The sequence below is a fragment of the Microvirga pakistanensis genome (assembly GCF_004458765.1).
Taxonomy (GTDB): domain Bacteria; phylum Pseudomonadota; class Alphaproteobacteria; order Rhizobiales; family Beijerinckiaceae; genus Microvirga; species Microvirga pakistanensis.
The window spans coordinates 13,491-27,372 of sequence record NZ_SPJX01000108.1; the positions used below are offsets into that span (position 1 = coordinate 13,491).

The 13,882-nt window shown below is 63.1% G+C and carries 10 protein-coding genes; 4 read left to right on the forward strand and 6 right to left on the reverse strand.

Going from position 1 to position 13,882, the window contains the following annotated elements; translation table 11 throughout:
* Positions 1 to 26: 26 nt before the first annotated feature.
* Positions 27 to 845, reverse strand: coding sequence for a VOC family protein (locus E4K09_RS03155; RefSeq protein WP_425293811.1), 819 nt, complete (start codon positions 843 to 845; stop codon positions 27 to 29).
* A gap of 130 nt (positions 846 to 975) precedes the next feature.
* Positions 976 to 1,401 (reverse strand): DoxX family protein, encoded by a 426-nt coding sequence (locus E4K09_RS03160; protein ID WP_134495137.1) that lies wholly within the window; start codon positions 1,399 to 1,401, stop codon positions 976 to 978.
* A 102-nt stretch (positions 1,402 to 1,503) separates the two neighbouring features.
* Between E4K09_RS03160 and E4K09_RS03165 the strand changes: the two genes are divergently transcribed.
* The 4 genes from E4K09_RS03165 to E4K09_RS03180 all read left to right on the forward strand — a co-directional run bounded on the left by E4K09_RS03165 (position 1,504) and on the right by E4K09_RS03180 (position 8,524).
* Entirely contained in the window at positions 1,504 to 2,424 is a 921-nt protein-coding gene (locus tag E4K09_RS03165) for a LysR family transcriptional regulator (protein WP_134495139.1), read from the forward strand.
* 251 nt (positions 2,425 to 2,675) lie between these two features.
* Positions 2,676 to 5,015 carry a PQQ-binding-like beta-propeller repeat protein gene (locus E4K09_RS03170; protein WP_134495141.1) on the forward strand — a complete coding sequence of 780 codons (2,340 nt, stop codon included), beginning with the start codon at positions 2,676 to 2,678 and terminating at the stop codon, positions 5,013 to 5,015.
* Between the two features lie 40 nt (positions 5,016 to 5,055).
* Positions 5,056 to 7,035: an alpha-amylase domain-containing protein gene (locus E4K09_RS03175; RefSeq protein ID WP_166802136.1), complete on the forward strand. Its 1,980-nt coding sequence runs from the start codon at positions 5,056 to 5,058 to the stop codon at positions 7,033 to 7,035.
* A gap of 142 nt (positions 7,036 to 7,177) precedes the next feature.
* Complete coding sequence (locus E4K09_RS03180) at positions 7,178 to 8,524, forward strand: TRAFs-binding domain-containing protein (protein ID WP_204985681.1); 1,347 nt, start codon at positions 7,178 to 7,180, stop codon at positions 8,522 to 8,524.
* A gap of 52 nt (positions 8,525 to 8,576) precedes the next feature.
* On the opposite strand, the gene E4K09_RS03185 is transcribed toward E4K09_RS03180, so the two are convergent.
* From E4K09_RS03185 to E4K09_RS03200, 4 genes are all read right to left on the reverse strand, one after another.
* Positions 8,577 to 9,128, reverse strand: coding sequence for a hypothetical protein (locus E4K09_RS03185; protein ID WP_134495145.1), 552 nt, complete (start codon positions 9,126 to 9,128; stop codon positions 8,577 to 8,579).
* A gap of 11 nt (positions 9,129 to 9,139) precedes the next feature.
* Positions 9,140 to 10,303: a patatin-like phospholipase family protein gene (locus tag E4K09_RS03190; RefSeq protein ID WP_134495146.1), complete on the reverse strand. Its 1,164-nt coding sequence runs from the start codon at positions 10,301 to 10,303 to the stop codon at positions 9,140 to 9,142.
* Positions 10,304 to 10,405: 102 nt separating this feature from the next.
* Positions 10,406 to 12,268: a TIGR02594 family protein gene (locus tag E4K09_RS03195; RefSeq protein ID WP_134495147.1), complete on the reverse strand. Its 1,863-nt coding sequence runs from the start codon at positions 12,266 to 12,268 to the stop codon at positions 10,406 to 10,408.
* A 40-nt stretch (positions 12,269 to 12,308) separates the two neighbouring features.
* A complete protein-coding gene (locus tag E4K09_RS03200; protein WP_134495148.1) occupies positions 12,309 to 13,637 on the reverse strand; it encodes a hypothetical protein in 1,329 nt (442 codons plus the stop codon).
* Positions 13,638 to 13,882 lie beyond the last annotated feature (245 nt).

Genomic DNA, 13,882 nt, shown 5'->3' on the forward strand with positions numbered 1-13,882 from the left:
CCCGCCGCCAGGTGCCCGTCTGCCGTTCAGCGCTTTGCGACGGTGATGGATGTGCCCCATGGATCATGCAGCGGCAGCCGGGTCGGACCGGCTTCGGTGGCTTGCTCGGGCGTCAGGCGGGAGCGCAAGGCCTCGAACATGCCCGTGTCGGCGACGATCTCGACGTCGGCCAAGCCGGTCGTCGGTCCCATGCGCACCGGAGCGCCGCGGCTGTTCCAGATGTTGGTGCCGATGTGATGGTGATATCCACCCGAGGACAGGAAGGTCGCGCCGGGATAGCGGCACACCACATCGAACCCGAGGAGACCGGCATAGAAGCGATCGGACGGCTCCAGACCCCCGACCTGAAGATGGACGTGGCCGATATACGATTCCGCGGGCAGCCCCGACCACTCGCGGGCCTGGGCTGCGGCCGCGAGGCCGTTAAGGTCGAGCGCCAGGGTGTCCATGGCCACCATGCCGTCGCGCCAGGCCCAGGTCTCGCTCGGCCGGTCCCAATAGACCTCGATGCCATTGCCCTCCGGATCGGCGAGATAGATCGCCTCGCTGACGAGGTGATCAGACGCGCCGTGCAAGGGCACGCCCAGTTCGGCGGCGTGCAACAGCCACTGCGCGAGGTCGGTGCGGGTCGGCAGCAGGAAGGCCGTGTGGAAGAGTCCCGCGGCCCGGCGGCTGGCGAGCGGAGCGGCCGGATCATGGCGCAGTTCCAGCAGCACCGTTCCGCCCACGCCCAGGCGCACGAGACCAGGGCCGCTCTCTACTGGAGCGAGACCGATGACCTCCTGGTAGAAACGGGTGACGGTGTCGAGGTCGCGCACGGTCAAGGCCACCGTGCCGATCCGCATGGGGGCGCTGGCCGACGTCACGCCAGGGGTGGTGCCGTGGGCTTGAGCGGGGCGGTTCGCAGAACCACCCGCCAGGAAGGCTCCGGATGCGGTCATGAGCGTGCGCCTCGTGAGCATGGGTGTGTCAGGTTCAACGCGCGAGCGCGGGGCGGGTGGCAGCCGGGGTCGGACGCAGCGCGTAAGCACCATCGCCGAGCAGGGCGACAGCGATCAGACCGACGATCCACAGCGCCAGGAATTCCCAGCCGCCCTTCGGGTTGCTGAAGAAGAACCCGGCCGAACCATGCACCGTGACGATGGCACCGAGCAGGATCGGCACAAGAGCCAGCGCCACGATGCGGCTGTAAACACCCGCAATCAGGGCGATGCCGCCCATCAGCTCGGCGAGGATCACCAGATAGGCGAGGGGGCCGGGCAGGCCGAGGCTGCCGAAGAACTGAGCCGTGCCGGCAGGCGTGAAGACGAAGAGCTTCAGGCCGGCATGGGCGAGGAAAAGGACGCCGAGCGCCACGCGGAGCACGGTGGCGGCATAAGGGGCGGTGCGGGTGTCGATCATGAGAGGTCTCCGGATGGAATGATCCCTGCGATATGCCTTCTGCGGCCGGGTTTGATAATCTGGTCGACCGAGTTAACACTTCACACTCGTGGAGTGAGATCAATGCTCGACCAGATCACCGGGATGCGGGTGTTCGCCCGGGTTGCCGCACTTGGAAGTCTCTCGGGCTCTGCCCGCGCCCTGGGGATGTCGCAGACCATGGCGACCAAGCATGTCGCTGCCCTCGAGGAGAAGCTCGGAGTCAAGCTCCTGCACCGCACGACGCGCAAGATCACTCTCACCGAGGCCGGACGGCGCTATCTCGAGAGCGTTGAGCGCATCCTCACCGAACTGGCGGAGGCGGAAGCCACAGCCGCAGCGGAGCGGATCGAAGTGACCGGGATCCTGCGGGTGAACGCTCCTGTGTCCTTCGGGGTGCGCGAAATCGCTCCCCTGATGGCCGAGTTCTCCCGCCTGCATCCGGCGCTTACCGTCGATATGGGCCTGAACGACCGCATGGTGAATCTGGTCGAGGAGGGCTGGGACGTGGCGGTCCGGATCGGGCGCATCCACGATCAGACCCTGATCGCCCGCAAGCTCGCCCCGTGCCGGCTTCTGGTCGCAGGCTCGCCCGCCTATCTAGCCGAGCGGGGCAAGCCACGCACCGTAGCCGATTTGTCCTCTCACAACTGCCTCGGCTATACCTTGTCGAGTACCCTCGGGCCTCATCGGTGGTCGTTCGGCGTCGATGGATCCGTCACCGTCCCGATCAGGGGAACTTTTCAGGCCAGCAATGGTGACGCGCTGGTGGCGGCCGCCCTGGCCGGCCAGGGCTTGGTCTATGAGCCGACTTTCCTGCTCGGCAACGACATCCGTGCGCGCCGCCTCGTGGCGCTGACCTTGGACCACCCGCCGTTGGAACTGCCGGGCGTGTTCGCCGTCTATGCCAGCAACCGGCATCCCCCGGCCAAGGTGCGGGCCTTCATCGATTTCCTGGTGCAACGGCTCGGTCCCGTCCCTCCCTGGGATCGCGCGCTCGACTAGAGCATCGGACCTAAAGTGGAATCCACTTTTCTGCATGATGCGCTAGCCGGTGCGCCCCCGCTCTGAATCGACAATGCTGTGCGCATTGTTGTAGAATTAATAGAATTCGCGTTGGCTCGTTAATCGCCTCCAGTCGGCTGCGTAAAGCAAATCAAGATCATTCAAGCCAGAGTCAAACTGGCGAATGCTTCCGTTCTCCCGCCCGCCGTTGCGTCTGCGTGTCTTGCACATCGCAGGAATGGGAGCCAGACATGAAGCATCTCCTGCTTCGTTCCTTGTGCCTCGGCATCATCGTCGCCCCTGGGTGTATTCTTGCCGTCGGACATGGTTCCGCGGCAGCGGCGGACGTGCTCACGCAGCAATACGGCAACACGCGAACAGGCGCCAATCTCAACGAGACCCAATTGACCACGGCGAACGTCGCCTCGGGACGCTTCGCGAAGCTCTGGACGCTCTACACGGACGGGCAGGTGACAGCCCAGCCTCTCTATGTCTCCAACTTGGCGATCGACACGGGCGACAACCCGAATGCCCCGGCTGTGCGGGGCACGTTCAACGCGGTCATCATCGCGACGATGCACAACACGGTCTATGTCTACGATGCCGACAAGGAGAACCGGGGGCCGGACGGGCGAACCGTGCCGCTCTGGGCGACCTGGCTGGGACAGCCGAGGCCGGGCACGAAAGACATCGACATGTGGAGCACCAACGATCCCGAGTGGGGAATCCTGAGCACCCCTGTCGTGAGCGAAGACAAGACGACCCTGTTCGTCGCGGCCTGGCACGACGAGGGACCGGCAGGCCTCGTCTTCCGCCTTCACGCGCTCGACCTGCGGAACGGTAAGCATCGCATGCCGGCGGTTGCCATCGGGCCGTCCTCGACCGATCCCTCCAACCCCTGCGCGACGCAGGGGACCGTCAATCCGTGCGAGCACAAGCAGCGCGCGGCGCTGCTGCTGACAGATGGCGTGATCTATGTCGGCTTCGGCGGTGACGGGAACCGGGGTGCTCTGTTCGCCTTCGATGCCCAGACCCTGGCCCAGAAGGCCTTCTGGCATCCGACGCCGTCCGGGAACGACGGCGGCATCTGGCAGTCTGGCCAAGGCCCGGCCGCGGATGGCCAGGGCAACATCTATCTCATGACCGGGAACGGCACCTTCGATGCGGACCGCAACGGAACCAACTTCGGCAGCAGCTTCGTCAAACTGAGGTTGGGAGGACAGAATCTTGAGGTGAAGGACTACTTCACGCCGTGCAATTTCAAGTTCCTCAACGATCTCGACCTGGACCTCGGCTCGGCGGGGCCCGTCCTGCTTCCCGGCACGCCGGAGCGGATCGTCAGCGGCGGCAAGGAGGGCGTGCTCTACCTGCTCTCGCGCAACGATATGGGTAAGTTCGCGTCGAGCGGATCCGGCAATGGCTGCCAGAATCCCAAGGCGGTCCAGCACTTCAAGGCGGCCGATGCGCAGGTTCATAACGGTCAGACCCATTGGGGCAACATCCATGGCTCGCCGGTCTTCTGGGACGGGCCGGATACCGGGCGGGTCTACGTCTGGGGCGAGAACAACCCTCTCAAGGCTTACCGTTTCCAGGGAGGGAGGCTGGAGAACGTCGACGATCCCCAGCGGAGCGCCTTCGTCCCGCCCTTGGGCATGCCCGGGGGGATGATCGCCCTGTCGGCGGACGGCAAGAAAGCCGGCACAGGCATCCTGTGGGCCGTGGTCCCGCTGGACGGGGACGCCAACCGGCAGCGCGGGGTCAAGGGCATCGTGCTCGCGCTCGACGCCCAGGACGTGACCCGTACCCTGTGGACGAGCGAGCAGGTGGCGCAGCGCGACCGCCTCGGCCTGTTCGCGAAGTTCACACCTCCGCTCGTGGCCGGCGGGAAGGTGTTCGTCGCCACCTACGGAGACGACGAGCCGCGCCGCACCTACAACCCACCGAACGAGCGGCCGACAACGTTCCCGCGGAACTACTCCGTTGCGGTCTATGGCGTGCAGCCTGCTCCCCCCATTCCGCGCGTCGTGGTCAATCAGGACCGGGACGACGTGACGGTGGTCCGCGCCGCGACGGCGCCGCTGCAGCTCGACACGGCCCGCTGCAGGCCGATCGATGCCGGGATGATCGACTGCACCGAGGAACTCGCGGCACGTTCCAACACGCCCGCCTTTCACCGGGTCCTGTTCAGCGCCGGACAGAATATCTCAGGCTGCGCCCTGCTGCGTGTCACCACGGCAGGCAAGGACGCAGGCCTCGCGAACGCAACCGGCATCGGCTTTTACAGCGCCCAGGCGGCGACCGGCAGCCAGGCCAATGACGATGTCGGATTGTTCGTCCCGAAGAGCCGCCTGAAGCCGATCGGAACAGCCGCATTCCTGAACGGCGAGACGGCAACGCTGCACGAGTTCGTGGGGGTGGCGAATTGCCAAGCGGGCGGATCGGGTGCGCTGTCCCGGCTCTTCAAGCCCTACATGGAATTCATCGGCGCGAATGACGGAAGGATGTTCCGCAACTGGGATCTCGCCGCGAATTACCGCGTCGGGGGAGACGTCACGCAGTTCGACCGAAGCGGCGATGTTCTGCGTCCCTGACGGGAGCCGGGAGACCAGTGGACAGAGGGAGGATGGCTTCATGGATCTGGGCTCTCTGATGGGACGGCGCCTCATCCTGGCGGTGGCCGCGCTCGGCCTCGTCCTGGCGCCGTCGGGATACGCACAAGCCAATCCCTGGAACGGCAAGGTGGTTTTCCAGGGGTTTTGGTGGAACGCCTGGAACAACCGCTATCCGACCGACTGGTATACCTACCTCGCCAAGCTGGCTCCGCGCCTGCGGGAGATGGGCTTCGACGGCATCTGGATCCCGCCGCCGGTCAAGACCGATGCGGGAACCAGCAGCATGGGCTACTTTCCGTTCGACCATTACGACCTCGGAGACAAAAACCAGAAGGGTTCGGTTCCGACGCGCTTCGGAACCAAGGACAGCCTGCTCCGGCTCGTGGCGGTGGCCCATGCCAACGGCCTGGAGGTCTATCCCGACATCGTGCTCAACCACGTGCAGGGCGGTGAGCTCGACCGGCGGGCTCCGGGCGGCAGCGACGCCGAGAAGCACAAGAAGTTCCGTTACGTCGGCTTCGGCGGTCCCGAGGCCGGCCGCTGGCCCAAGGATCACTGGAACTTCCACCCCAATCCGGACAACATGAGCACCTCCGGCGACTGGAACGACCCGATGTTCGGTCCGGACATCTGCTACGACACCCCAAGCAATCCCGGCGGCAATTGCCGCTACATGCGCGACCAGGCGCGTCAGTGGTTCGTCTGGTTCAAGAAGCAGACCGACGTTGACGGTTTCCGCTTCGACGCGGTCAAGCACTTCCCGCCCGCCGTGGTGGAGGACCTGCTCGCCAATGCCATGGGCCGGCCCGACGGGTATTTCGCCGTGGGCGAATTCATCGGCGGCAAGGACCAGATCGACGCCTGGTCGCGCCAGACCGCCGGACGGGCCGGGACGTTCGACATCGGGTTCCGGGACGCCTTGCTCCGGCTCGTGGACGGCGGTGGCTTCTTCGACATGGGCGGCTTGCCCAATGTCCAGCAGGACGAGCGGATCAGGACATCGCCGTTCGTCAACAGCCACGACACCTGGAAAGGCACCCATTGGGATTCGGAGGAAAACTCCGACGAGCACAACGACCGTTCCGGCGATTGGCGAAAGAACGACAACGAGGCGATGCCGACCCTCGACCCCGACAATCCTCGGGCCGACGTTGCCTACGCGGCCGCCATGGCCGTCGACGGCAGTCCCGTGGTCTTCTACGAGGATCTGTTCGTGAACAACGACCCGAACACCCGGTACGCCGCGGACCCGGAGAGGCATCCGGTCCGGCCCTACGTCGTCAACCTGGTCTGGGCGCACCAGAAGCTCAACTTCAAGGACGGTGCCTACAAGGTCCGTTTCCAGAACTCCCCCGACCTCCTTCTGATCGAACGCAGCGGCAGGGCGGTCATCGGCATGAACGACCATGGCAGCCAGTGGCTCTCGGCCAGGATCCCCACGGATTTTGGGCCGAACATCCGGCTGCACGATTACAGCGGCGCCAACCAAGGCGACATCTTCACCGACGGCGCCGGTCACGTGGAGATCTGGGTGCCGCCCATGGGATATGCCGTCTGGGGCCCGGCCGGGATCACGGGCGGGTTCGGGCCCGCGAAACGCCGGACGATGCAGGAGTTCCAGCTCGACGACGATCTCGGCGATGCCAATCCCGCGTCGCCGGGCTACGGCGGGAAGATCAGGCCTGGGACATTCTCGCTGGCGGGCGCGGTATGGGCCGCCGTCGGGACCAGGATAAGCCTCGAGGTTTATACCGAGGGCGGCCGGGACATCGAGCTGCGCGTCAGCCGACCGGACGCCGCGGGAGCGAAGAGCACGACAGAGGGGGAGCGGACACGCCAGGGGCGCAGCTCGGGCCAGGATCCCCTCCGTCTGGCGTTCGACGCAGACCGGGAAGGATACCACCTGGTTTCGGCCCGATCGACGAACCCGGCACAAGCTCCGACCAGGGCCTACGTGAAGGTCGAGTACGAAGCTCCTCGGGAATCGGGAAAATTCTGATCGTGGCCGATCGCTGGAGAAGAGCTCTGGAATGCCTGCGGTGCCCGCAGCGCCGCTCTGACGTCAAGAGAGCGGGAACGAGGAGGCGATCACCTCCGGGATTTCGTGGTTCTCAGTCATCGTTGCATCGAGGAAGGCGAACATGAATGAGACGATCACCAAACCGACCTGCTTCGTCGTCATGGGCTATGGTGAGAAGACGGACTTCCACCAAAACAAGACCTTCAATCTGGACAAGTCCTATCAATACATCATCAAGCCGGCGGTCACGGACGCAGGTTTCGAATGCGTCCGCGCCGATGAAATTCAACATGCGGGAAACATCAACGTCCCAATGTACGAGCAACTGCTCAATGCAGATCTCGTCATTGCCGATCTTTCAACCGCGAACCTCAATGCCTTCTTTGAACTGGGAGTTCGCTATGCCCTCAAGCCGCGGACGACCATCGTCATCGCCGAGAAGGGCTTCAAGATCCCATTCGACATGGGGCAGGTTGTCATCCGTCATTACGAGCATCTGGGAACAGGCATCGATTTCGGTGAAGTGACCCGCATGAGAGATGCGCTGTCGCAGGCGTGCAGGGAAATCTTCAGGACGCAGAACTACGACAGCCCCGTCTATACGTTCATCAGGAATCTGACGCCCCCCGCCCTGAAGGCAGAGGCTGCGGCCCTGGAGCGAGAATCCGAGAAGCGGACTCAGGACGCGCTCGTGGAGGCCACAAGCCAGCCTGAGAGGGAAGCGCTCACGAAGCCGTTGGCCGAGTTGATGAATGCGGCCCTGAGCGCGCGCGACCGGGAAGACTTCAAGACGGCGCGGACAATCCTGTCCGGCGTGTGCGCCGTGCAGACGTGCAATGCGGATCCATTCCTGATCCAGCAACTGGCGCTGGCGACGTACAAGTCGAAAGACCTCGATCCGAAGCAGCGCTTGCTGGACGCGATCCAGATCCTGGCGCCTCTCGAGCCTGAGACATCGAGCGATCCCGAGACCCTCGGCCTGTGGGGGGCAGTTCATAAGCGGTTGGCGGAGATCGATGCAGTACCGGCGGATGAAAGGCGCCAAGCGCTGGACAAGGCCATCTGGGCCTACGAGAAGGGCTTTTATCTGAAGAACGATCACTACAACGGCATCAACTATGCGTTCCTGCTGGATGTCCGCGCCGGAACGAGCGGAAGCGAAGAGGCCGTCGCGGATCGAGTTCTGGCCCGCCGTGTACGCCAGCGCGTTCTCGCCATTGGTGAGAGCTTGTTGAAGAACGGCATACAGGCCGAGAACGAGCAGAAGCGGGGTGAGCAAGAGTACTGGGTGCGTGCGACGATCGTCGAAGCTCTCTTTGGCTTGGGACGGCAGACGGAAGGTCAGGCGAAGTTCAACGAGGCCAAACGCATGAAGCCAGCTCCCCGGACCTGGATGATCGAATCGACAGAAGAGCAATTGAAGAAGCTTGGCGCTTTGATTCTTGCTCAATCTGGACAGGCTTTCTGAGCCAACGGATCGCAAGCATGGTTTCAAGGGACCGTCGGATTGAAGCGCATGGTCAAACCGTCAGAACCTCAGCGACCTCGAACCTGTGCTCTTCGGCAAGATCCGCGAATTGCTGCGTGGCGTCGTCCCCGCCGCGCGAGTGCCCGTCCCAGACGATCACGGCAAGCGTTGCCCGGGATGGTGGCGGATTGCCGGCGAGCGTCAGGGCTTCCTCGATGATCCTCATGTTGGCCGCCGCATAGGCTCGTGATCCGGTGCCGACCTTCTCAAGGAGGGTGAGGGTGCCAGCCTCGCGCGCCTTCTTGGTCATGCGGTCGTAGATGTCGCCCCAGTCACCCGGTCGGTCCGTCACCGACGTTTCTCGAAAGCGATCAACCTCGAACGGAAGAATGATGTGACGCCGGATTGCAAGTTGCTCCGCGACTTCCAAGGCCGTCAGATCGGCTCCGCAGGCGGCGGAGCACACGAGCGCGGATATTTCGTGCTCGAGGAAAAGGCTGCGCAGCCTCTCGCGAACGAGAGGAACCGACGCAAGGGGAAACCGCGCAGGCGCGGCATCGCCCGCGTCGATCCGGCGGCCTGCAAGGGCGGCGACTCGTGACATTGGGCCTCCTGCTAAACCGCTACTGCGGGGCTGCGCTCGCCATCGTGCGGGAAGCGCGAGAAATGATCCGGCTTCACCTTGATGGCAGCCGCCCGTCCCACGCGGCGCAGATCCGGGACACCCGCCACGGAGTCGAGCTTCTGCACAGTCTCAGGCGCAATGTCCTTAAGGCCAAGAGCGTCCAGGCCGGTGCGCGTGAGCTCCGCGTTGTAGCGCAGATAAGTGAAGAGCTTCTGATCCGGCGCGAGCGGACCACGCGAACCGATCATGTCGTCCACCTCGCGATCGAGCGGATCGCCTGCGAGACAATCCCCGAACACCCTGCAGAGAAAATCCTGTTCATTGAGAGCGGCGAACATGAGCGCTGACGGAATCGACGACGCGTTGAACAACAGGTTCATCTGATCGGGGGTGAGCTGCGCATTTGCATCCGGGCTCGTCCCGGTTCCGATGGAGACCACGAGCATGTTGTCGACGCCGGTGGGCCAGCCACGCCGTTCCTTGGGCGCCATGGGCCAGAAGCGATCGACGGTGGCCATCAGGAATAGCTGGAACGCGGGGTTATTGTACATCGTCATGCCGCCGTCGACAAAAATGAACGACTGCCCGCCGACATCGATCACCTCGGGCGGGAAGTAGGTCGGGGCGGCGGTGCTCGCGCGAACCAACTGCCAGAGCGGTAGAGCGCGGTTGTTGCCGAGGTGGTGCTGATCGTTGTACTTGGCGTAGGGGTTGTTTGAGACGGGCCACGGAGAGTCGGTCGTGGCGTTGCGGAGGATGAGCAGCAGCAGCGTTTGCAGCTGATCCGAGCCGAGCGTCGTGTCGGCTCCGAATACCTCCTTGAGCTTTCTCGCCAAAGGTTCATCCTCGAACTTGAAACGAAGACGTTTGAAAACGCTTGCCTTGTCGAACATCTGGGCTCCGGCCTGTTCGTAAAAGTCCAGGATCTCCGAAACCAACATGCCTCTCGAGAGACCGGCGGCGATGATCCCGCCGGTACTCGTTCCGGCGATGTAATCGAAATAATGCGCCAGACGGAACTCGGGCCGGCCCGCGCCGAGCATGCTTTCGATCCTGGCCAAGATCTCGAGCGCCAGCACGCCGCGAATGCCGCCTCCGTCGATCGCCAGAAGTTTCTTTTGGCCGGTTCCTGCAAGTTTGTCGTCGATGGTCATGGCCTCTCCTCCTGAAGAGCGGTTGGCAGGCGAGCAGAATCCTATCGCGACGGCTGCTCATGATTGTCCCGCGAGAATGCTCGGACCCGATCAGTCCCGTCCCTAGCCCTCCCGCGCGGAGACGATCCCGTTGGATTTCACCAATGGCAGGGTCTCGAAGCCGACTCTCATGGGTAACGGGGTGCCGGTCGGCCAACGGTACCCGACCGGCCGGGCCTTCGGAAATGGCTTGATGTTCACGGCATCCGCCTGGTTGCCGCCAATGCACATAAGATTGCCGTGCTGATCACGGCCGACCACGATGGCGATATGGCCACCGCCGCGCCGGACCATCGGCACGAAGGCGCCGACCGCAGGTCCTTCGAGCTTCTGGCCCCAGTTGACGAAGTCGAGAGCCCAGAGAGTTTCCGTGCCCCGGCAGCCGGTCTTGGTCAGAACCATATTCGCGTAGAGCGCGCACCATGGAATCGAATCTTGCCGATACGACGTGGCGATTGCGCCGCCTTCGTCACGTGCCCATTCGAGAATGTGGGGATTGTTGGCGCGCCCTTGGCCTTCGCGGACGTCGAGCCATCGAAGGGCTTCGATCAGCCACAGGGGGCGGTCATCCCGTGATAGAATTTCCGGCTGCCCCTTTGCGACACTTTCGGCCAGATCATGCTGAACCCGCGCTGCCACCTCGGCGTCGATGGCCTTCGCCGTTTCGGGCCCGATGACTCCGTCGATCTCGAGCCTGCGCGTCTCCTGGAAATGCGTGACGGCAATATCGGTCGCACCGCCGAAGTACCCTGTTCCCTTCAGCTGATAGCCGAGCTTCGCTAGCGCGAGCTGGGCCACCCTCACGGCATCGCTCCAGTCGCCGATCTGCAGCATTCGGTCGCCGAGTATTTCGGTGAGACGCGGCGCCGCGGCCTCGTCGCGAGTGGTCTCCCATACGGAGGGTTCACCCGATGCGGGAGTCTCGGCGCCAGAGACCTCGGGCACCGGCTGAGATCGCCCGGTCGCCGCATCGATCGCTCCGGCTGTTTCGGGACCGACGACACCGTCGATTTCGAGGTTGTGCTTCACCTGAAAGTCTCTGACGGCCGCCTCCGTCTTAGGCCCGAAGTAGCCCGTACCGTGAAGGGGATAGGCAAGTTCCCTCAATGCGAGTTGGACGGCACGCACCGTCTCGTCCTCGTCTCCGGCCCGCAACAGGCGTCTTCCGAGACGTGCGGCGACGCCGACGCTGCTGCCGGCATGCCGCTCCTGCACGCGCTCGGGCTCACTCGGCCGGCTGCCTGAGACCACATGAAACTCGACCTCATCGATCAGCGGCAATATCTCGGCAAGCCATCTCACACGATCCTGCAGGCCGTTCGGCGTTGCCCTGGATCGAGGGCTTCCAAGATTGATTGCGCGTGAAATGGCGAGAATGTCGTTGCAGTCGGCATAAGCGTTCAACTTGCCCGCGGACCAGACGCATAAGGCAGGTCTCAGGGCATGCTCGGGGGAGACGATCAGCTCCGGTGCCGCCTCGAAATCGACGCCGCACAGCTCGCTCATGCGGCGGTAATTGGCCCGACCTGTAGTTTGGAGCAGGCCACCGCCGCGATACCGGAAGCCATCGCCGTGATGGATATTGCCGAGTTCCCGCGCCTTGTTGGGGTTGCCGAGGCCATAGACCCGCTCACCGATAGCGGGTTCGTTGCGGGCGAGACTCTGGGCTTCCTGGGGGGTGATGCATGCGGAATGCCGTCTTCGGCCGAATACCTGGCACAAGCGCTCGGCACCGTAATTCAAACTCTCGCGCTCCCAGATCAGACCGCCGGTTTCATGCAATACCTGTGCAAGGAAATGCGCCAGACGATCCGGCGTGTCGATCGAATGCTTCCGGAGCAGCTCGTCCCCCTGCTCGAAAGCGGAGACATAGTTTTTCTTCGCACTCGGCGCAACTTTGCGGATGATATCGACGGCGCGTGTCATGTTCGCTTTCTCCGTTCCTCGAAACCGATCCCTTCGCCCTTCATCCTGAACTGGGGCCGCCGCTGTCGCTTCCCTGGCCGAAGACTGCATTCCTTGCGGCGCTGTTGCGGGTATCTGCACTCTCCGCTTCGCGAGCCAGGCCGCCGGGCAGAAGGATCAAAGGCCATGAGTCCTTCGCGGATATCTCGTCGGCCGGAGTCGAGACGACGAGCACTGCGTTCCACACTTGGCGCAGGCGCTGAACATGGAGGCTCCGGCTCATCGTGCCTACAAGCGCTCGGACAGCATCGCGGTCGTCGGGCGACACCCTCCTGTCCCCGAACAGGATGGCTCCGGCAAAGTCGCACAGCTTGTCCTGCCGGATTGTCTGTTCCAGGTCGAATACGGTCCGGATGCCCAGGTCCCGGAGATCTTTGGCCCTCCCGGGACCGACAGCCGCGATCAGCTGCGCCTGCGCCACCCAGTCGATGATCTGGAGGAGACCATAGGGAGTCTCGACGAAGAGTAGGATGGGGTTGGCAGTTGCAAGATTCTGAGCATCCTCAATCTCCATCTCGCCCAGCCTGAACTTGATAAATGAGTCCATTCCATCGATCATGTCGAGCGGCAGAGCGCGGCTCACCGCCTTCGCAGCGGGATCGTTGCGTTTGAGTTCAAGAGAGGGAAACCGTTCAACGATGTAGTTCAGCCCAAGCGTCGGAAAGAAGCCCATCAGAAAGGCCACACCGAGAAACATGCCTTCGCCGAGACCCGCGGCCGTGCCGAAGCCAGCGGCATGGACGACGTGGCGAACGACTGCGACAGACAGGCACGCGAGAAGGATTTGCGCGCACGCCCGCAGGAAGGAAAGCGGCGACAGATCGTAATTGGCGACACGTCGCAGGAGATAGGTCACCGACCAGACATATGCGCCGAGGAAGGCGAAGCATACGGCCGTTGCCGTCTGAAACTGGTATGCTCGCGCGGCGGACGAACCATCGTTCCAGTCATTGAGCCCGAGCAGGAAGAGACTCTGTCCGGACCAGAGGCCGGTATCGACAGCCAGCAAGAAGGTATAGGTGAAGCCGAGGGCGGAGAGGAGAACGTAGATCAGACAGGACATCGCATAGATGCCGACGTCATACAGCCAAGTCGGGCGCTCAGCTTCTCCAGGCTTCGTCAAATCATATTTGTAGCGTGCCATCTCGAAAGATGACACGAGCCGGAGATCCCTCGGCTTGGGACCGGGCACCTTATCGTAGGTTTCCTCGAGATTGATGAGAAGGCGCTGCCTGTACTTCTTTGTATTATGACGCCCGATCAGGACTGCAATGGGGATCAGCAGTGAGAAAAGAATAACGAGAGCCAGCGGCCAAAACTGATTTGGCATAGGCGGTCTCCCTTGGGCAATGAATACTCTTCTACATAGGCATCAATTGCACTTCGACTGTCAGATGAGCATATCCGAGCATGAATAGAAAGCTATCAAAAAGAGCTCCGGTCTCATCCGCCGTCGGACCTTTGTGCGTTCGGTTACGGGAGGAGCTGGTCTGTTTCCCAGGCTGACATTCGCCAAGACCGGATCCCCACTCAAGCGACCTCTTGTGGGAAGAGGAAAGTCATGCACGATCCGGG